Origin of the sequence: Acinetobacter sp. 5862, from assembly GCF_024494585.1 — a bacterium.
In the GTDB taxonomy this organism is placed as follows: Bacteria; Pseudomonadota; Gammaproteobacteria; order Pseudomonadales; family Moraxellaceae; genus Acinetobacter.
Genome location: NZ_JANHGP010000053.1, coordinates 1 through 19,849 on the forward strand (window position 1 = coordinate 1; position 19,849 = coordinate 19,849).

Genomic DNA, 19,849 nt, shown 5'->3' on the forward strand with positions numbered 1-19,849 from the left:
GTATAAATCAAACCTTTTTAATCAGATTTAAAAATATAAATACAACTGTTTTAATCAGTTTTTTAAATTAATTCATATTATTTTAGTTGAGTAATAATAACATTTTCAAAATTTAACCAAAATTTATTTAAATAATTGATTTTTATATAAAATATAAAATTAATTCAATTTAAAAGCCTTAAAGGTTTATTTTTAATAAATTTTAATTAATAATATGTAACATCTTTAAAAATATGAGGCTAAGTTCTATGAACATGAGTTCTCAAGATCCAAATCGAAGATTAATCAGAGAGATCACAATCATTCTTATTCTTAAAGTTGTGCTTCTCATGGTGGTTAAACATATCTGGTTTGATGCCCCAACGATTCCAAAAGATTTTAACAATGAAGTTGCCGAGCGTATTGCTGGCGATATGTCCAAAACTCAGGAGACACGTTGATGATTTCTGAAAGCGTGGTCGATCTTTCGCGGTTCCAATTCGCAATGACCGCAATGTATCACTTTATTTTCGTCCCTCTAACTTTAGGTCTAGCTTTTATTCTTGCCATCATGGAAACCACTTATGTGATTTCTGGTAAAGAAATTTACAAAGACATGACCAAATTTTGGGGGAAACTCTTCGGGATTAACTTTGCCTTAGGTGTAACTACTGGTTTAACGATGGAATTCCAGTTTGGTACCAATTGGGCTTATTATTCTCACTATGTAGGCGACATCTTTGGTGCACCGCTTGCAATTGAAGGCTTAATGGCTTTCTTCCTAGAATCGACTTTTATTGGTCTATTCTTCTTTGGCTGGGATCGTCTTTCTAAAGTTCAACACTTAGGTGTAACTTGGTTAGTCGCGATTGGCTCTAATATGTCAGCCTTGTGGATTCTCATCGCAAATGGTTGGATGCAAAACCCTGTTGGTGCCGCATTTAACTATGAAACCATGCGTATGGAACTTGTAGACTTCGGAGCGTTGATTTTCAACCCTGTTGCTCAAGTTAAATTCGTTCATACCGTTTCTGCTGGTTATGTCACAGGTGCAGTTTTTGTACTCGCCATCTCAAGCTATTATATGCTAAAGAAACGTGATATGCCCTTTGCGCGTCGCTCTTTCGCGATTGCTGCAATTTTTGGTTTAGCTTCAACTTTCTGCGTCATTTTACTTGGTGATGAATCAGGTTATGAATTGGGTGATGTGCAAAGAACTAAACTCGCTGCAATTGAAGCTGAATGGCACACTGAACCCGCACCTGCTGCATTTACTTTATTTGGTATTCCTAACCAAAAAGAAATGCGTACCGATTATGCAATTAAAATTCCATATGTTATGGGAATCATTGCAACTCGCTCGACAGACAAAGAAGTTACTGGCTTACATGACTTGATGAAAGAGCATGAAATCCGTATTCGTAATGGTATGGTGGCGTATAGCGAATTAACAAAACTCCGTGCGGGCGATCAGTCCCCAGAGTTACTTGCATCATTTGAAAAAAATCAAAAAGACTTAGGCTATGGTCTGCTATTAAAGAAATATACACCGAATGTTGTTGACGCAACTGAAGAACATATCAAAGCAGCAACTAAAGATACCATTCCAAATGTCGCTGCATTGTTCTTCTCGTTCCGTGCGATGGTGGCTTCTGGTGCATTAATGTTATTACTTTTCCTACTGGCTGCGTGGTCAGTCGCTAAACGTAATGCCGAAACAAAACCGTGGTTACTTAAATTTGCTCTATTTGCTCTTCCACTACCATGGATTGCAATTCAAACAGGTTGGTATGTAGCTGAAGGTGGTCGTCAACCATGGTCTATTGGTGAAGTTTTACCAACACATCTATCTGCATCTTCTTTAAGCACAGGTGATGTATGGGGATCAATTATTGCACTTGCTGCGTTCTATACGGTACTGCTCATTATTGAAATGTACTTAATGATCAAATTTGCTCGTTTAGGTCCAAGTTCGTTGCACACTGGTAAATATCATTTTGAAAAACTAGCTGCAAAAACTGGGGAGGCTCAATCATGATCGAATATGAACTCCTAAAAATTATTTGGTGGGTATTGGTTGGTGTATTACTGATTGGCTTTGCCCTCACCGATGGTTTTGATATGGGCTCAATGGCACTGATGCCATTTGTAGGTAAAACTGATTCTGAAAGACGTGCTGCAATCAATACGATTGCACCACACTGGGATGGTAACCAAGTCTGGTTTATTACCGCTGGTGGTGCACTTTTTGCTGCATGGCCAATGGTTTATGCTGTCGCTTTCTCTGGCATGTACTGGGCATTACTACTCGTTCTATTTGCGCTATTCCTCAGACCCGTTGGATTTGACTATCGTTCTAAATTAGAAAATACCCAATGGCGTACTTCTTGGGATTGGGGTCTATGCATTGGTGGTGCTGTACCAGCACTAGTATTCGGTGTTGCATTTGGTAACTTATTTTTGGGCGTACCATTTAGCTTAGACGACACCTTACGTTCTGAATACACAGGCAGCTTCTTTGCATTATTGAATCCATTTGCGCTGATTTGCGGTATCGTGAGTTTGTCAATGTTATCTGCTCATGGCGGCGCATGGTTAATGCTTCGTACTGATGGTGATTTACATAACCGTTCGGCTAAAGCAACTCAAATTATGGCAATCGCATTCCTTGTATGTTTCTTAGCGGCTGGCGCTTGGTTATTGTTTGGAAATATCTCAGGCTATAGTTATGCTACTGCTGTTAATACTAATGCTGCATTAAACCCACTTGCAAAAGAAGTGGTAACAAATGCAAACCATGGTTGGTTGAATAACTACTCAACTTACCCAATTACTATGGCTGCACCAATTGTTGCAATCCTAGGTGCATTATTGGTTATTCTTAGTGCTGGAAAACGTAAGGCAGCTGCAAGCTTTACAGGTACGAGTCTGATGATTGTGGGTGCTATCTTAACTGCTGGTTTTGCATTATTCCCATTCTTATTGCCATCAAGTATCGACCCAACATCAAGTTTAACGATGTGGGATGCTGTTTCTAGTCACAAAACTCTAGGTGTAATGACTGTTGCTGCTTGTATTTTTGTTCCTCTCATTTTGATCTATACCTCTTGGTCTTATTACAAAATGTGGGGTGTCATCACTAACAAACACATTGAAGAAAATTCACATAGTTTGTACTAATGAGGAGATGTGAAATGTGGTATTTTGCATGGATTCTAGGCATTTTGATGGCATGCTTCGCAGGTGTACTCAGTGCACTCTATATCGAACACCATCAAGATTTAGATGAGGAATAATAAAATGGCTGAAGCAATGACAACACCGAAGAATAGTAAAGCTCAAGTGCTTGCAATGACCGTTTCGTTTTTGTTGGCATTGCCACTTGCTGCTATTTTATTGGTACACCCATCATTAATGTTAGATGCCAATGGTCACTACAACCACAGTATGCTGATGCTCGTCATGGTCGGTATTTCTGGCGGTTTTATTCATGGTGTTGGGTTTATACCAAGATTTTGGTTATGGAAATGGTTATTTAGTCCTTATATTGCATGGCCTCTGATGATCTTAGGCTATTATATTTGGATTGGTAATTAATCTTTAACAAATCAAATATAAAGAGGAAGCATGGCTTCCTCTTTTTTGTGTCGTTTTGAATGATCATTTAATAACATACAAAGTAATTACAATGTAATTTAAAATTTTTAATTTATAATCAATAGGCTATATGATCGTCTTTTTCATTTCAATTAACTGAATTGGCACCAACGGCTGACCTACATTTGCATTTACAGGATAAGGCTCTGTATGACCTGTAATTTGATAACCACGACGCTGATAATATGCGATTAACTCAGAGCGAACATCCAAGACATACATAATTAAATCACGAACTTCCGAACAACTCTGTGCAACATATGCTTCAACATAATTGAGCATTTGTTTGCCATATCCTAAGTTTTGAACCGATGAATCAATCGCAAAAGTTCCAATTTCAACAGAATTATGATCAAGACTGAGTCCAATACAAGCAACTAACAAACCTTGTTCATTCTCGCCAACAAACAGTTTAAAATTGGATCGGCTCAAGTCTCCATTCAATTGCTCATTAGTAATGCGTGTTCCATCTACAAATGCTTTTTCGGTGGTCCAACTTCGCTCAGATTGAGCCCGATAAGCCAAATTGATTAATTCAACCAATTGCGCTACATCATCATTTTTTGCAGTTCTAATGTTTAAAGACATTTCTATTTTATACGCTCAATAAAAAACCGATGATAACATCGGTTCTTTTACAGTGGAGCAATTAGTTCGTTTGCCCTGCTAACCACGCCATAAATTTTTGACGCTCAGCTTTTGATGCTTTTTGCCACAAGTCTACGAGTTGCTGATCTGTGGTTTTTATATTGCCCGATACTGCCGTTGTTGCTGTTACAGCAACAGGTGCTACACTTGTTGTCGAAGCTGCATATACGGGTGCAGGTTGATTCACGACATTATTTTTGTTTTTTTGCGTTAAATCTAAAGTACGACCTAGCAAACTGTTACCTGAAAACCACGGTTGAGCTTCATTATTTGCACCAGTTTGCTGTACTACAAGTTTTTTGCTTTGATCATATAAAGCAACCGTAGGCTGTTCAGCAAATTTTTTTGCTTCACTAAAGTCTTTTGGAGCATTTACCAGTGCCAAATTATAAGTTTGATTATCTTTTAGATCTGCTGTTTGAATTGTTACCACACCAGATTTCACAATATCGTGTTCACCATTTAAGTGTTCAAAATATTCACGATAACGAACATTTACCGTTAAGTTCCCAGGATCAACCTGATAGTTGTTTTTCTTTGAAGGAATTAAGCCATTATTTACTTCTTGACCATTTACCGCAAGAATCACGATTTCTTCAGGTGCAGTGATTGTGACTGCTGAAAAAACTGAACTACTCAATAATAACCCGAAAGCAGCAACACCAACTCTTAAAGACATTAGACTCTTCTCGATATAAACAATTTATGAAATCGTAAGCACTATGCTCTGCGATTATGACCATTTTATGACATAAAACAAAACTGTCTATTCCAACAATTTGGCTTTTTTAAGATATATACATCAATTCTAATGCTAAGCGCCATAGTTCTTTTGGCGAATACAAACCCTTAAATAAAAAAAGAGCACATTGAGTGCTCTTTTTAATGAGACGTATATTTACTTAGTTAAAAGTTTTGAAACGTGCAGCATCATCCATATAGGTTTTTTCACCAGCAGCCGCTTCAATAGAACCGAATACTAACTGGGCACGTAGTTTCCAGTTTGATGGAATATCAAAAGTTTCAGCCACTTCGGCATCCACAATTGGATTATAGTGCTGTAATGATGCACCAACACCAATTTCAGATAATGCAGTCCATGTTGCGAACTGTGCAATCGCACTTGAATGTTCAGACCAAACTGGGAAGTTATCCGCATACAATGCGAATTGCTCTTGTAAACCTTTTACAACATCTTGATCTTCATAAAATAACGCTGTACCAAAACCTGCTGAGAAACTATCAATTTTCACGCTAGTATTTGCAAATGCTTCTGCTGGAACCATTTTACGTAAAGTTTCGCGAACAATTTCCCAAAATTTATGGTGTGATTCACCATATAAAGTTACAACACGTGAAGTTTGTGAGTTGAATGATGATGGGCTTTGTTTTACTGCTTCGCGAATTGTTTCTTCAATCGTTGCTTGGTCAACTGTAAGATTTTTACCAATTGCATAAATGGTACGACGTGATTTAATGCTATTTAGAAAATTACTCATGTTGTTATTCCTACTATACCTTTAAGGCGTTATCTTGGATTGAATGTAGTGTATAACGATACATTTTTTAGGAATAGTCTAAAAAATATGACAGATCGTTTTATTTTTGAAACAATACTATTTGTGAACTATAAAAAAACTCCACATTGAGTGGAGTCTTTTTAACATAAACTAATTACTTATCAGTTTCAAATAATGCAGCAACAAATGACTTTGCTGAGAATGGGCGTAAATCATCAATCTTTTCACCGACACCAATATAACGAATTGGTACATGGGTACGGCTCGCGATATTAAATAACACACCGCCTTTCGCTGTACCATCAAGTTTAGTAATCGTAATACCCGTTAAGCCAACCGCTTCATCAAACAGTTGCACTTGGTTAATTGCATTTTGGCCTGTCCCCGCATCTACAATTAACATAATTTCATGCGGTGCAGTTGCATCAATCTTCTGCATCACACGTTTAACTTTTTTCAACTCTTCCATAAGATTTGATTTATTTTGCAAACGACCTGCTGTATCTGCGATAAGAACATCAATACCCTTTGCACGCGCACTTTCAAAAGCATCAAAGATAACCGACGCGCTGTCAGCACCATGCCCCTGAGCGACAACTGGAATATCGTTACGTTCACCCCAAATTTGTAGTTGCTCAGTCGCTGCAGCACGGAAGGTATCACCCGCCGCAAGCATGACTTTTTTACCCTCACCTTGTAAACGTTTAGCCAATTTACCAATGGTCGTCGTTTTACCTACGCCATTTACACCCACCATTAAAATCACATAAGGCGATTTATTTGGATCGATATGTAATGGTTTGACACGTGGTGCAAGTAATGCAACCAACTCTTCTTGTAATGCTTTGTAGAGCGCATGCGAATAAATTAAATCTCCACGCGCAGTTCTTTCAGTAAGATTCGCGATAATAGTTTTGGTCGCATCGACACCAATGTCGGCGATGAGTAGCTGTTCTTCAACTTCTTCTAATAACTCATCATCAATTTCTTTGCCACCAATTAAGATATTGACCATACCATCCGTAAAGCTACGGCGCGTTTTAGTCAAACCATCCTTCATACGACCAAAGAAACCCATTGACTTGGCTTCTTCTGTAACAGCAGGAACAGATGTTTCTTCCACAACTGCAGATGATGGCGTTTCAACAGTATTTTTAGCTATTGGCTCAATAATGGGAACATCGACAGCAGGTAAACTTGGTAATGTGACATCGTCATCTCCGATATCGGCATTTATCAAGAATTTATTTTGCATATTCGATTGCTGTTGCATGTCGATTCCTTGAGAAAAAAAGCAGCTTTTTTAAAGATGGTCAGTCTAGCACAAATTGATTTCTTTTTCCTGACTAAGGCAAACTGTTCATTTATAAATAGAAATGAGTCGATTAAAACTTATTCATCTTCTTGTGCCATCGCTGGGTACTCTTTGATTCGACTAGATTCAAATTGATAAGCGTTCAAAAGCTTTAAATAATCTTCACGGCGAATCTGAGAATTTTCCAGTATATGTACTGCCATTTGTTGTGTTTTAGGATGACTGGCTTGCTGTGAAAACTGAAGTACTTGTTGATATTGCAAAGGATTGACAGGACGTTTCAACGCATAAAATGCAAGGATAAAAATAGACAAAATAATGATACTGACCAAAGCATTATAAAACTGGTCAATTTTCAACCTCAATTTAGATTGTAGAAATTTATGTTTAGAAATTATAGACAGCATAATCTACCTCGAATTAGATGTAGTGTATGTGTCTAGCTCGCTGAGAACAAGTGTAGCGTTCAATAATTCACCGCTAGTAAGTTTATTGAACGCTCATATGATATTAATCAACTCATCAGCGAACGGACAAAGGCGAAATATAAAATAAATGCAATAATCACAAGTGCCAAAAATATAGCAAACATCCCTACACCACTTTCAGCATCAGCTGGATGTAAATCATCATCATCAGCAATACGTTTCAACTCGCCATTGTAAATATCATAAAACCGATCTTTTTGTTCAGGGCTTAAATGACTTGCGAAATCGTAAACTCTTTTACGCTGTGCTAAACAATAGTCACCTAAGTGAATCTCCTGATGAAAGATTGCCTCATCGAGTAATTTACGGTGATGGTGAGCTAAAGCAATAATTTGGCTTTCTGCTGGCGGTACATCAAAGCTGAAGCCATCAATTACAATTGACATATTATTCTCCTTATCTATTTCTATTATTTTCACTTTGATTTTACTTAAAAATATTTGCGAGAAGTGTTTAATCGTGTAAGCTTACAAATTACATAATGACACGCAATATACTTGACAATTCAAGTAATGTTGTCATAATTATTTCATAATTCAGAGTTATAGTGACTTAAGTTCAAAGTAAAGTATCTTTGAATAGAATCTGAAGTAATCATAATTAAAATAAGGAGTTATATATGATTCAGCATTTTACACAACATGAACTAGAGCATGTGTATGCCAATGCAGTAAATACAATTCAATCGCAAAAAAACTTTCTAGATGCTGTGAAAGAGCTTGAACAAGTAGCTCAAGCAGGTCACGGTAAAGCAGCATTATTTTTAGCGGAACTGTATTATCAAGGTTTTCGAGTAGAACGTGATTCTTTGAAAGCTCAATATTGGCAAAAGTTAGCAACAATGCAAGCATAAGAAAACGTCACTCAGGTGGCGTTTTTTAATACCTCCTTAAAACGTACAACATCGCTACCTCTCAAGGTCTAACTTGCGCTGCATCAAAGCTTTGATTTGCTCAGGTAGTGTTAACTTTAATAAAAAAATATTTCTAGAGTCTTTCTGAATTGATTTTATCTGATGCAAAGATTGAATAATCAAGATGATATTTTGACCCAAAAGAATATTTGCTTACGATTTAGATCAATTGTTTAAACATAAATGCCATATAAATTTCTTATAATTAAACATGAGTTTAAATCAAATTAGTTTACGAACATGTATCGTTTTAATAATTTCCAACCAGTATCACGCGAGTTGATGATTAAAATTTCAATTCTAAAAACAATGATGTATTGTGGCGTACTTTGGGGTTTATATCATCAAGGTTGGGCAATCAAGTCCGATCACGATGGTCATGTATTCCCATTTTGGTTGAATGGCGTACAAGCACACCGTTATGCAAAATCAAATTGGAAAAATTATAAACCACGTAAAATTACACCTAAAGATTTTCATGAATCACTATTACCAACCTTAACGCGTTTACAAGTAGAACCTGCTTTATTTAATTCTTCGCATCGCAAATTCAAACTTTCGACACAACAAATGCAGCATTTCTTTTTTATGCCAGAACCAGTTATGGGGTAATAAATTTGCCCACAAACCATGATGACTTTTTAGACATTCGCAAGAGAAAGTTATCATTGTTGTGCATTTAGGACTTTGCAATTAAAAAAAATACCGTTAAGTTAAATGAAAATGACAATACAACAGAGGTAGATAAACAATGACAATCGTTGCCCAAGTCATCAAAAATAAAGCTGTACAATCAATTTTTACAATTTCGCCAAATGCGACTGTACTTGAAGCAATCAAAATTATGGCAGATAAAGGCGTGGGAGCTTTAGTCGTTGCAGAAGATGAAAAGCTAGTTGGTATTTTCTCTGAACGTGACTACACACGTAAAGTGACATTGATGGAGCGTTCATCAAATACAACACCTGTGTCAGATATTATGACATCTAAAGTCATCACCGTTGGTTTAAACAATACAGTTGAAGAATGCTTGCAGTTAATGACTGATCGCCATTTGCGTCACTTACCTGTTTTAGATAAAGAAAAACTTGTTGGCTTTATTTCAATTGGTGACTTAGTCAAAGCTGCAATGGAAGATCAACGCGTTCTTATCGAACAACTTCAACAATATATTTCAGGCTAATCGCCGCAAAAAAGGGCAATTCAAATTGCCCTTTTTTATTGTATGACTAATACGTCATTACGCTGCTAAAAAGCCTTGAATTGCAGGTACAAGACGCTTCAACAATTCATCAGCCTGAGCTTGAGTCATGTTTAATGGTGGTAATAAACGTACCACTGAACCTGCCGTTACATTAATAATCAACTTATATTCATCACGTGCAATACCAACTAGTTCAGCACAATCTTTTGGTAATTGAACACCAATCATCATACCAAAGCCACGCACCTGTACATTTTGATCAATCAATTGAGCTCGTAGTTGATCAACAATATAGGCTCCAACTATGGCTGCATTTTCAACGGCTTTTTCATTTTCAAGCGTAGCAAGTACAGTGTAAACCACACGTGAGCCAAGTACTGTCCCGCCATATGTTGAACCATGGCTGCCTGCACCCAGTAAACCGATCGCTTTACCCTGTGTCATTACTGCACCCACAGGGAAACCATTTCCTAAACCCTTCGCAGTGGTCATGACATCAGGAATAATGTTCGTATGTTGATAAGCAAAGTATTTACCTGTACGTCCATTCCCTGTTTGAATTTCATCAAGCATCATTAACCAATTATGCTGATTACATAAAGCACGAACTTCCTCGAGGTAACTAAAACCCTGCGGTGCTGTATTGACACCACCTTCACCTTGAATTGGTTCAATCAAGATTGCAACGATATCTGGATGATTGATAGCTGCCTCTTGAATCGCTTCAACATCACCAAATGGCACACGAATAAAGCCTTCAACCAAAGGTGCAAAACCTTCTTGAACTTTTTTATTGCCTGTCGCAGATAAAGTCGCCAAAGTACGACCGTGAAAAGATTGTTCAGCAACAATAATTTTAGGATTGCTAATGCCTTGTTTAGAACCAAATTTACGTGCAATTTTGATCGCACCTTCATTTGACTCAGCGCCACTGTTTGAGAAGAAAATTTCTTCCATTCCAGAAACTTGTGCAAGTTTTTGAGCTGCAGCAGTTTGCCAAGGAATTTCGAATAAGTTACTGGTATGCACTAAAGTTGCAGCTTGTTCCGCAATCGCTTCCGCAATCACTGGGTGTGCATGCCCTAAACCACAAACAGCAATACCTGTTAAGGCATCCAAATATTCTGTACCATCCGCTGTATATAAATACGCCCCTCGTCCTCGTACAAAGCTGATCGCCTGGCGACCATAAGTTGCCATAAGATGTGATGGTTGATCAGGTTGCACAGGAGCAAGAGTGATATTAGTCATAACAAACTCAATCTATCATTAGTTGTGGTGAAAAAAGTTATATAAGCAAAAACTTGAGTAGATTGAAAGCTCAAACTCACATTTATATAAGAAAAATCTTTAGCAATAGCCGCAAAACTGTTTTTCAGTATATAATTTACGAAGATTAGTTGAGGATCTATCTATGACGGAACAAGCGCGTGATACAGTAGCGTTAATTCGTGATCAAATTGCGAAACACCCTGTTTTACTTTACATGAAAGGCACTCCACAATTTCCGCAATGTGGTTTTTCTGCGCGTGCAGTTGAAGCACTTAGCCAAATTGGTCGCCCATTTGCCTATGTAAATATCTTGGAAAATCAAGATATTCGTACAACATTACCTCAAATTGCTAACTGGCCTACTTTCCCACAATTATGGGTAAACGGCGAGCTCATTGGTGGTAGCGATATCATGCTTGAAATGTTCCAAAATGGTGAGTTAAAACCATTAGTTGAACAGTATAGCCCTGCTCCTGAAGCATAAGCTAAAAAATGAAAGCCAATCAAATGATTGGCTTTTTTATTACAATGAGTTTTAGTTTAAGCTAAAACCAACATACCGAAACATACCTTCTAGCCCTAAATCGGCTTTGTAAATTTGCATGTTTGGATATTCTGCCTGAGTGATCGTCTCATAAATATTCATACTTGGATCTTCATGAATTTCATCAACCGACTGTGGTAGAACTGCTTCAAAACGATCAGCAATAAATTCAAAACCTAAATCCATAGCCAGGAATAAAGTATGCTCACACGGCTGAATATACTGTTCTTGTTCCCAATCTAAAACAGCTTGATAACAATATGGACATGCTATGTTTTGAGTCGCATCGATAACGTTTATAAGTTGGTATGTCATAATTTTAAAGCATAGAAAATTTGGATTTAGTTTAAAAGAATACGATCTATGAATCTATCTGAATAACAGGGATTTAAATTATGGCAACACTTGAACAAGCGATTTCACTAGCTGCAAAACAACATGAAGGGCAAGTAGATAAAGCAAATGCCCCTTATATATTGCATCCATTAAGAGTCATGTTAAATGTTCCTACAATTGAACATAAAATTGTGGCCGTTTTACATGATATTTTAGAAGATACTGAAACAACGATTGAAGATTTATACCAATTCGGTTTTCAAGAGCATATCATTGACGCAATCGTCGCACTCACTAAAAAACAAGGAGAAACTCGTCTAGAAGCAGCTCAACGAGCGCGACAAAATCCAATCGCACGTGTTGTTAAATTAGCAGATATCAATGACAATATGGACTTATCTCGCATTCAATCACCAACAGTCAAAGATTTTGAGCGTTTGAAAGAATACCAACAGGTTCGAGATTTATTACTCCAAAATGTTTAATAATCTCTTTTATAATGATTCACCCTAATCACAAAAGCTGGAGTTTATAGCGTAATGCTAACGGATTTAGATGATTTTTATTGCTTTGCCCTTGTTGTCGAACATGGTGGTTTTAGTGCGGCTGAAAGAGCAACTGATATTCCTAAATCCAAATTAAGTCGCAGAGTTTACAATCTCGAAGAACAGCTGGGTGTACGCTTAATTCAACGTAGTTCACGACACTTTGCCGTTACCGATATTGGTATGGATGTTTATCGTCATGCTCAAGTGATGATGAATGCAGCCCAAGCTGCACATGATGTTGTCAATCACTTAAGTAGCGAACCACGCGGTGTAATTAAAGTCAGTGTTCCAGTTGATATTGCACAAAATCAAATGGCGAAAATATTACCGAGCTTTTTAAAGAAGTACCCTGAAGTTCGGGTTCAAATGATGGTAAGCAATCGCAGAATTGATGTAATTAACGAAGGCGTTGATCTCGCCTTACGTGTTCGCTCTAAGCTAGACGATGACCCTAATTTAGTTTTGCGTCAGTTTACAGCAATTGAGCAACGTCTATTTGCTAGTCAAGCTTATTTAAATGAATTCGGTCATTTAACAACACCAGAACAATTATCTGAGCATCGTATTATCAGTATGTCCGAAGAACATCTAGATCAACACTTTTTATTATTTGGACCTGAAAATCAACAAAAGAAAATTAAAGTAAATCCTGTCATTATGGGTTCGAATTTGTTGATGCTCGCGGAATTGGCAAGTCAAAATTGTGGAATTGCTTTATTACCAGATAGTATTGCACAAGATTTCACAAAATCAGGCCAATTGGTCAAAGTTTTACCTGAATGGACTGCCCCACATGGTATTTTCCATGCCGTTTATCCGTCACGTAGAGGTCTATTACCCGCTGTACGAGTCTTTATCGATTATTTAGTAGAACAATTAACAGAATCACCGAATAAAAAAACAGCTTGAATTATTCAAGCTCTTTTTTAAATGCATTACACCGCTGGATAGTGTCCTGTTCCATTTGGCCAAGGTGTTAACAACTCAAAACCATCATCAGTAACAACAACCATATGTTCCCATTGCGCTGATAAGGACTTATCTTGTGTCACCACAGTCCATCCGTCATTCAGTTCTTTCACATGCCGTTTACCAGCATTCACCATCGGTTCAATCGTAAATACCATACCCTTTTTCAAGGTCATGCCCTGTCCTTTTTGACCATAATGCAAAATATTCGGCTGTTCATGATAGATACGACCAATACCATGACCACAATATTCTCGGACAATACTATAACCTTCACGTTGCGCAACGGATTGAATTGCATAACCAATATCACCGAGTGTCGCACCTGGTTTTACCGTATGAATCCCTGCAAGCATGGCTTCATAAGTTGTTTCCACCAGTTTCTTCGCTTCTGGGCTCGGCTCGCCCACAAAATACATGCGGCTGGTATCCCCAAAATAACCATCTTTGATTACAGCAACATCGATATTTAATATATCGCCTTCTTGCAAAATTTTCTTTGCGGAAGGAATTGCATGGCACACTTCTTCATTGACTGAAATACATGTCGTCTTGGTAAAACCATGATATCCCACATTGGCTGGAATCACCTGCAAAGTATTTACGATATAGTCGTTGCAAATATCGTCTAAATATTCAGTTGAAACGCCGGGCTTAATATAATCACCAATCATTTCTAATACTTGTGCCGCTAAACGTCCTGAGATACGTAATTTCTCAATATCTTGCTCAGATTTAATCGTCACAGTAGAAGCTCTCATTCGAGATTTTCCTTATTTAAATATAGGTTAATGCAACATGCAGATTCATTTTTGTACTGCATCTCGTATTTCAACAGTTGTACGCTGTCGTACAAAAATCTTCAATCGTTTTAAGATTGAACGGTTGCTATTATTTTACATTTAATTTCAATCGGCATCATAGTAAAAAAGTATAAAGGGCTATATTTTTTACTTTTAAAATCTTTTCAATAAATTAAGTTTACCAATGCTAATTATATGATTTTAATCAGTTCTTATTAGACAAAAATAAACCAAATTTCACATAAAATTAGTTTCAAATGACTACAAATTTGTTCTAGAATCCGCACTTTTATTTTATACCTCCCTTTTATGAACCATCTTCGTACAGGAGATATTATTGCTCTCGGTTTCATGACCTTTGCACTCTTCATTGGTGCTGGCAATATTATTTTCCCCCCTATCGTTGCGCAACAAGCAGGTGAGCATGTTTGGCTCGCTGCTTTTGGATTCTTAATTACCGCAGTCGGTCTACCTGTAATTACCATTATGGCTTTGTCTCGTATGCAAGGCTCTATTGAAATTATCAGCTCGCCACTTGGACGCTTTTTTAGCTTACTCCTCACGATTGTCTGTTATTTGTCTGTTGGACCATTATTTGCCACACCACGTACTGCAACTGTTTCTTATGAAATAGGATTTGCTCCATATTTTGGTACATCAAATAGCAGTCTACTGATTTATAGTGTTATTTATTTTACACTTGTCACTGTGATCTCGCTTTACCCGAATAAATTATTAGATACAGTAGGTCACGTCTTAGCTCCTTTAAAAATTGCTGCTCTAGCGGTTCTTGGTATTGCAGCAATCCTTATCCCTACTGGCTATATTTCTCCACCAATCCATAAGTATGTGACTAGTCCTGTTTCTGAAGGCTTCGTAAACGGCTATTTAACGATGGATACTTTGGGTGCCTTAGTATTCGGTATTGTGATTATTCAAGCGATTCAGTCTCGTGGAGTGACAGATTCAAAGCTGATCACCAAATATGCGATTATCGCGAGTTTAATTGCTGGTGTAGGTTTAACACTAGTATATATCAGCCTATTTAAACTTGGATTAGGTAGCCATGAAGTTGCGGCGAATGCAGCGAATGGTGCAGTAATTCTGCATGCTTATGTACAACACGCCTTCGGTGATCTAGGTTCGTTGTTTTTAGCTGGTTTGATTTTTCTTGCCTGTATGGTAACTGCAATTGGTTTAACCTGTGCATGTGCAGAGTATTTCACTGAATTAACAGGCTTACCGTATAAATTATTAGTTTTTATCTTAATTGGATTTTCATTATTAATTTCTAATTTAGGCTTAACAAAACTAATTGCGTTCTCTGTTCCAGTGTTGAGTGCAATTTATCCACCAGCGATTGTTGTGATTATGATGAGTTTCTTCTGGAAATATTGGAATAAACCTTCAACTGTCGTGAGCTCTGTTACTGCTGTTGCTTTTCTTTTTGGCATTATTGAAGCACTCAAAGCGGCTGGATTCTCTGAACAACTCCCTCAATTCATTAATAATTTACCGTTGAATGAACAGAACCTTGCTTGGTTATTGCCTTCATTGGTCGTACTCGTTATCGCAATTGCTGTAGATCGATTCTCTAGCAATACTGCTTCTCAAAATTAAAATGATTTGTCGTTAAAATGATGTTTTACCCAAACATAATTTTAGCTATACAAAAAATGTTCTTTTATCCAACTTACATTTTTTGTTTACGACAAATTATTTTTTATCTTATTTCTATCTACCTCTACCCGTATTATTCACACTGTATTTGATCTGAATCACAACAACATCTTTTCAGCAACTTTTTCAAATTGTAAAAAACCCACACCACTATTCATAATAAAAATAACCTTAATACACTCAAAAAATGTTCAATCTATATAGAAATCAATACATTCATAAATTTATTTAAAAAATAGTGAAATTAGCTATTGAAATACTGAAAAAATAAAAGTACAACTTTAATCTTAATTCTGACAAAAACGATTAGCTTTTGTCATCACTACTCAAGGAGGGATGGAGATGTTCTCATTACATTTCAACAAGCAAGTCTTCATTGACACTCTAAAGACCAATGATTCCATCGTATATGCAATTACGACATTTGCATTAATGGCGACGCTGTTATTGCAAGGCACTATTAAGGGTAATTTAAAACCTGAATATTTTGCATACGCTTTAATCGTGTCTTTAGCCTTTTGTACGTGGGGGATTATTGATCGAAAGTTTCGACAGATAAGTGCTGAGCGCCAAAAGAATTTTTAATATAAGAAATGGATGAGTAATCATCCATTTTTCTAACTGGTAAATTTTAAGATTGTTCCTAATAGTAATACTGCTGTAGCACCTAATTCGACCATTATTAAACTCAACATTAAAAATGTCATACACCATCTTGGAATCGACCACTGCCCCAACTTATGCGGTTGCTTAAACTGATTCGTTGTATCTTTTAACATTCCATGAATGATATAGACCAAAATCGACATTGAGAAAAAGAATAAATTCGCCACAACGCAAAATAGACTCAAACTATCCGATAAACTTGTAAAATAACTTAATGCAGCCAAGATTAAACTCGCAGCGGCATAAAGCAAACTACTGCGATGTGCAATATCGACATAATAATGTGCACGTGCAAGCTCTGTATTTCTAATTTGATAATACTTCCAAACACCAGTTAGCATCCCTATCCAAAGAAATATTCCACTAAAAATGATCGCCAATTTGGTTGCACTAGTTAAAATTAACATTCCCTTTTCCCCAAATTGTTTTTCCAAAAATAGCTATATTACATAAAATTTGACTTTTAAGTCATTTTTTAAACGAGTTTCTTTTTAGAACTTGTATAAACTGGAAATATGTCTAGACAAGAGTATTTCTCAAATGACTACATTTGAATCATTTTGGATCAGCTGTAAAGATGGTTACCAACTTGCAGCACAGTATTATCCAGCAAGTGATGCCACCAAACCATTTCCGATTCTAATTTGTCCAGCAACAGGTATTACCAAAGGTTTTTATCACTCATTTGCTGAATGGTTAAATCAAGAAGGCTACAAGGTCTTAAGTTTTGACTTTAGAGGAATAGGTCAATCTTTACATGGGGCACTGAAAAATTCGAATGCCAGTATCAATGATTGGGGTTTATTAGATATTCCCGCAGCCATCGAAACACTCTTGAATCGCGCTCAAGCTAAACAAGTGATTATTTTGGGACATAGTGCCGGTGGTCAATTACTTGGAATCAACCCTAACCATCAAAAAGTTGCTAAAGTTGTCGCAATCGCTGGTTCAACGGGTCATGTAAAAGGCTTAAAAGGAAAAACTAAACTTCTTGCTCCATTAATGTTTAATGTCATTTTTCCAATATCCAGTGCTATTAAAGGATACGGTGCAACACAATTTATTGGTATGGGTGAAAATTTACCTAAAAATGTAGCAAAACAATGGGCTGAATTTTGTAGTCAACCTGGTTATGTCATGAATGCAATTGGTAAAAGTATTTTTGCTGATTATCACCAAGAGATTGTCTGTCCGATTACATCAATTTGGGCAAGTGATGATGAAATCGCAACACAGGCAAATGTTAAAGATTTACTCAGACTTTATCCTAATGCTCAAACCAATTTGATTGAATTGAAACCACAACAATATGGTTACAAACAAATTGGACATATGCTGATGTTCAAAAAATCACATCAGAAATTATGGCCCGTATTAGAAAAAGAACTGAGAATGTAATCCCTAAACTCACAGCTTTACCCTTTTGCGCATCTAAATTTGTAATCCTATTTAGATGCGCCTTTTTAATTTACAATTATTTACATAAACGATAAATGACATAACTAAGTAGAAGTTTTTTACAATGAATTATTTTTTAACAATATAAAATTAAATAATAAAGCTACATTTGTATTCTTTTTAAGCAAATTAATTAACTAATAGTGATTAAATGTGATAAAGAATGTATTTATTCAACTTTTTTAGCAGCACTATAGATTTTAATTTTTAACCAAATGTTAAATTCAAATATATGTATTTAATTTGTTTTTACGATTATTTTATTTTACAAATGTAATAATTTTAAAGCCATATGACATTTTAGACAGAATCTTTTATAAAAAAGTCACGTCATAATTTGTATTTATTTTCTACAATACATTTGTTCTACAAATAAGCTACAATGCAACACTGTAGAAATACAATTGGGGTACGATGGATAGGTAAGACCATCATTAATAACAGTTTTATGTAGTTTACATGATGATACCCCTATCCTAAGCAAAGATGGTTATACAACCATTTTTAGGAAGATTTGTTATAAATGGAATGTTAGAAAAATTAGATTTCATCATTTTTCTAGCGTATAAATTGTAGACATTTCATGGAATTTAGGAGTTGCATCTAACAACTCTGTGTAACAAGCATAGGAAATAACTTAATGCCTAAAAAATATGCGCGTTTTTTACCTACATCAGAAACATTTAACTTAGAAGACTTTCCTTATTTCTGGATTTCTCAAGTAAATGCACAGTACGTTCAAAATATCGATAATGTACTTAAGAAGTATGGTTTAGACAACTCTCGCCGTCGTATTTTAATTGCATTGAATGTTAAACCACATGCAAGCGTGTCTGAACTTTCAGACATGGTGATTTCTAAAATGTCTACAACCACAAAAATCGTATATCGCCTTAAAGATGAGGGATATATTGAAACTTATTCATGTAAAGAAGATGGTCGTATTACTCGCGTTTATCTTACTGATAAGGGTACAGAAATGATTACTAAAATTAATGATCTAACCTCTGTAATATTAGAACAATCATTTGATGGATTAACGCCGTTGCAAATTGAAAAGACGATGGAAATTTTAAAACATATGTTTAAAAATCTTGCTCGTTGATTGATAAAATATAAAAAAGGTTTCTTATTAGAAACCTTTTTTATTTAGAAAAGATCAAACATATTTAACTGGGGTGTTTGTTTTGCTATTTTTGCCTTAGGTACATGTAAACATTCAAACTCTTCGACTGGAAACCCTTGCATAAATTGAATCATTTGATGTGGTTGTTTTAAACTCAACCAAGCATCAAGACGATCATGTGGAATGATGACAACTGATCTTTTTATATCGCCAGGTTCATGAAATTCTTTCATCATCGGATGATCGACTGCGTCCATTGTAAGCATCGCTGCTGAACGAATAATTTGATTATTGATTTTACAAATTTCATAAAGTACAGCAATAAAAAAGGCTCTGCCATCTTTACGCCTTACACCCCATCGTTGAGGTTTATTTCCAATATATTTACTTTCATAAAACTCAGTGACTGGAATTATACCGAACTTGCATTTATAAGCTGCCTCCTGAAAGCTTGGTTTCTCAAAAATGGTCTCATGTCTAGCATTATAAGCACGTTTAGAGCTGTTAATATCCTCTGCCCATTTCGGCACTAAACCAAATAATACTTCTCGCCACTCCAATCCATGTTCAGATTTAAATAATAACGGTGTTTTATAACTTGGATAAATCTCATCGAGATAGTTAAAAGGAACAAGTGGTAGTTCAAGTTGTTGTAATTGCTCAAGTGTTACTGGTTTGTAGTTAGCACACATAAAATCACAAGCACCTTACTTAATAAAAAAG

General features: G+C 36.2%; 26 protein-coding genes. 15 read left to right on the plus strand and 11 right to left on the minus strand.

Translation table 11 applies throughout. From position 1 onward, the window contains the following. The first annotated feature begins 248 nt into the window (after positions 1-248). Genes cydP through NO346_RS09520 form a run of 5 tightly spaced genes read left to right on the plus strand, consistent with a single transcriptional unit; the run spans position 249 to position 3,576 of the window. Positions 249-440, plus strand: a complete 192-nt coding sequence (gene cydP / locus NO346_RS09500; RefSeq protein ID WP_256415024.1) for a cytochrome oxidase putative small subunit CydP — start codon at positions 249-251, stop codon at positions 438-440. Continuing rightward, positions 440-2,017, plus strand: coding sequence for a cytochrome ubiquinol oxidase subunit I (locus NO346_RS09505; protein ID WP_256415025.1), 1,578 nt, complete (start codon positions 440-442; stop codon positions 2,015-2,017). Before cydP ends, NO346_RS09505 begins: the two co-directional genes overlap by 1 nt. Beyond that, positions 2,014-3,159 (plus strand): cytochrome d ubiquinol oxidase subunit II, encoded by a 1,146-nt coding sequence (gene cydB, locus NO346_RS09510; protein WP_256415026.1) that lies wholly within the window; start codon positions 2,014-2,016, stop codon positions 3,157-3,159. The genes NO346_RS09505 and cydB overlap by 4 nt, the downstream gene beginning before the upstream one ends. A 14-nt stretch (positions 3,160-3,173) precedes the next feature. Next, the gene (gene cydX / locus NO346_RS09515) at positions 3,174-3,275 is read left to right on the plus strand and encodes a cytochrome bd-I oxidase subunit CydX (protein ID WP_002120988.1); all 102 of its coding nucleotides are present in this window, start codon (positions 3,174-3,176) and stop codon (positions 3,273-3,275) included. 4 nt (positions 3,276-3,279) lie between these two features. Beyond that, complete coding sequence (locus NO346_RS09520) at positions 3,280-3,576, plus strand: cyd operon YbgE family protein (protein WP_005160016.1); 297 nt, start codon at positions 3,280-3,282, stop codon at positions 3,574-3,576. Positions 3,577-3,702: 126 nt separating this feature from the next. On the opposite strand, the gene NO346_RS09525 is transcribed toward NO346_RS09520, so the two are convergent. The 6 genes from NO346_RS09525 to NO346_RS09550 all read right to left on the minus strand — a co-directional run bounded on the left by NO346_RS09525 (position 3,703) and on the right by NO346_RS09550 (position 7,993). Further along, positions 3,703-4,224, minus strand: a complete 522-nt coding sequence (locus tag NO346_RS09525) for a GNAT family N-acetyltransferase (RefSeq protein ID WP_171295089.1) — start codon at positions 4,222-4,224, stop codon at positions 3,703-3,705. Positions 4,225-4,285: 61 nt separating this feature from the next. Next, complete coding sequence (locus NO346_RS09530) at positions 4,286-4,963, minus strand: DUF2057 domain-containing protein (RefSeq protein WP_256415027.1); 678 nt, start codon at positions 4,961-4,963, stop codon at positions 4,286-4,288. 223 nt (positions 4,964-5,186) lie between these two features. Then, the gene (locus NO346_RS09535) at positions 5,187-5,783 is read right to left on the minus strand and encodes a nitroreductase family protein (RefSeq protein ID WP_256415028.1); all 597 of its coding nucleotides are present in this window, start codon (positions 5,781-5,783) and stop codon (positions 5,187-5,189) included. A 175-nt stretch (positions 5,784-5,958) separates the two neighbouring features. Beyond that, the gene (gene ftsY / locus NO346_RS09540; RefSeq protein ID WP_256415029.1) at positions 5,959-7,077 is read right to left on the minus strand and encodes a signal recognition particle-docking protein FtsY; all 1,119 of its coding nucleotides are present in this window, start codon (positions 7,075-7,077) and stop codon (positions 5,959-5,961) included. Between the two features lie 119 nt (positions 7,078-7,196). After that, the gene (locus tag NO346_RS09545; protein WP_256415030.1) at positions 7,197-7,526 is read right to left on the minus strand and encodes a hypothetical protein; all 330 of its coding nucleotides are present in this window, start codon (positions 7,524-7,526) and stop codon (positions 7,197-7,199) included. Positions 7,527-7,633: 107 nt separating this feature from the next. Beyond that, positions 7,634-7,993: a hypothetical protein gene (locus NO346_RS09550; protein WP_256415031.1), complete on the minus strand. Its 360-nt coding sequence runs from the start codon at positions 7,991-7,993 to the stop codon at positions 7,634-7,636. Positions 7,994-8,226: 233 nt separating this feature from the next. Here NO346_RS09550 and NO346_RS09555 point away from each other — a divergent pair, with 233 nt between their 5' ends. The 3 genes from NO346_RS09555 to NO346_RS09565 all read left to right on the plus strand — a co-directional run bounded on the left by NO346_RS09555 (position 8,227) and on the right by NO346_RS09565 (position 9,703). Beyond that, complete coding sequence (locus tag NO346_RS09555; RefSeq protein ID WP_004662320.1) at positions 8,227-8,460, plus strand: hypothetical protein; 234 nt, start codon at positions 8,227-8,229, stop codon at positions 8,458-8,460. Positions 8,461-8,760: 300 nt separating this feature from the next. After that, positions 8,761-9,132 (plus strand): DUF2750 domain-containing protein, encoded by a 372-nt coding sequence (locus NO346_RS09560; protein WP_256415032.1) that lies wholly within the window; start codon positions 8,761-8,763, stop codon positions 9,130-9,132. A 139-nt stretch (positions 9,133-9,271) separates the two neighbouring features. Continuing rightward, entirely contained in the window at positions 9,272-9,703 is a 432-nt protein-coding gene (locus tag NO346_RS09565) for a CBS domain-containing protein (protein WP_004662324.1), read from the plus strand. A gap of 57 nt (positions 9,704-9,760) precedes the next feature. Here NO346_RS09565 and NO346_RS09570 read toward each other — a convergent pair whose 3' ends face one another. Continuing rightward, on the minus strand, positions 9,761-10,975 hold the full coding sequence (locus NO346_RS09570; protein ID WP_256415033.1) for an aspartate aminotransferase family protein: 1,215 nt from the start codon (positions 10,973-10,975) through the stop codon (positions 9,761-9,763). Between the two features lie 163 nt (positions 10,976-11,138). On the opposite strand from NO346_RS09570, the gene grxD reads away from it, so the two are divergent. Beyond that, entirely contained in the window at positions 11,139-11,480 is a 342-nt protein-coding gene (gene grxD / locus NO346_RS09575; RefSeq protein WP_004662328.1) for a Grx4 family monothiol glutaredoxin, read from the plus strand. Between the two features lie 51 nt (positions 11,481-11,531). On the opposite strand, the gene NO346_RS09580 is transcribed toward grxD, so the two are convergent. Further along, positions 11,532-11,855, minus strand: a complete 324-nt coding sequence (locus tag NO346_RS09580) for a hypothetical protein (RefSeq protein ID WP_256415034.1) — start codon at positions 11,853-11,855, stop codon at positions 11,532-11,534. 80 nt (positions 11,856-11,935) lie between these two features. Between NO346_RS09580 and NO346_RS09585 the strand changes: the two genes are divergently transcribed. Together NO346_RS09585 and NO346_RS09590 are read left to right on the plus strand one after the other, a co-directional pair. Further along, positions 11,936-12,361 (plus strand): guanosine-3',5'-bis(diphosphate) 3'-pyrophosphohydrolase, encoded by a 426-nt coding sequence (locus tag NO346_RS09585; RefSeq protein ID WP_256415035.1) that lies wholly within the window; start codon positions 11,936-11,938, stop codon positions 12,359-12,361. Positions 12,362-12,415: 54 nt separating this feature from the next. Then, positions 12,416-13,333 carry a LysR family transcriptional regulator gene (locus tag NO346_RS09590; protein ID WP_256415036.1) on the plus strand — a complete coding sequence of 306 codons (918 nt, stop codon included), beginning with the start codon at positions 12,416-12,418 and terminating at the stop codon, positions 13,331-13,333. Between the two features lie 26 nt (positions 13,334-13,359). On the opposite strand, the gene map is transcribed toward NO346_RS09590, so the two are convergent. Then, positions 13,360-14,154 (minus strand): type I methionyl aminopeptidase, encoded by a 795-nt coding sequence (map, locus tag NO346_RS09595; RefSeq protein ID WP_005216427.1) that lies wholly within the window; start codon positions 14,152-14,154, stop codon positions 13,360-13,362. 351 nt (positions 14,155-14,505) lie between these two features. Here map and brnQ point away from each other — a divergent pair, with 351 nt between their 5' ends. Further along, a complete protein-coding gene (gene brnQ, locus NO346_RS09600) occupies positions 14,506-15,816 on the plus strand; it encodes a branched-chain amino acid transport system II carrier protein (RefSeq protein ID WP_249571198.1) in 1,311 nt (436 codons plus the stop codon). Positions 15,817-16,218: 402 nt separating this feature from the next. Next, the gene (locus tag NO346_RS09605) at positions 16,219-16,461 is read left to right on the plus strand and encodes a hypothetical protein (RefSeq protein WP_005159983.1); all 243 of its coding nucleotides are present in this window, start codon (positions 16,219-16,221) and stop codon (positions 16,459-16,461) included. A gap of 32 nt (positions 16,462-16,493) precedes the next feature. Here NO346_RS09605 and NO346_RS09610 read toward each other — a convergent pair whose 3' ends face one another. Further along, positions 16,494-16,949, minus strand: coding sequence for a hypothetical protein (locus tag NO346_RS09610; protein ID WP_087535833.1), 456 nt, complete (start codon positions 16,947-16,949; stop codon positions 16,494-16,496). Positions 16,950-17,082: 133 nt separating this feature from the next. Between NO346_RS09610 and NO346_RS09615 the strand changes: the two genes are divergently transcribed. Together NO346_RS09615 and NO346_RS09620 are read left to right on the plus strand one after the other, a co-directional pair. After that, positions 17,083-17,940, plus strand: a complete 858-nt coding sequence (locus NO346_RS09615) for an alpha/beta fold hydrolase (RefSeq protein ID WP_256415037.1) — start codon at positions 17,083-17,085, stop codon at positions 17,938-17,940. 700 nt (positions 17,941-18,640) lie between these two features. Then, positions 18,641-19,105, plus strand: a complete 465-nt coding sequence (locus NO346_RS09620) for a MarR family winged helix-turn-helix transcriptional regulator (protein ID WP_004662340.1) — start codon at positions 18,641-18,643, stop codon at positions 19,103-19,105. Positions 19,106-19,149: 44 nt separating this feature from the next. Here NO346_RS09620 and NO346_RS09625 read toward each other — a convergent pair whose 3' ends face one another. Beyond that, positions 19,150-19,818, minus strand: a complete 669-nt coding sequence (locus NO346_RS09625; protein ID WP_256415038.1) for an SOS response-associated peptidase — start codon at positions 19,816-19,818, stop codon at positions 19,150-19,152. Positions 19,819-19,849 lie beyond the last annotated feature (31 nt).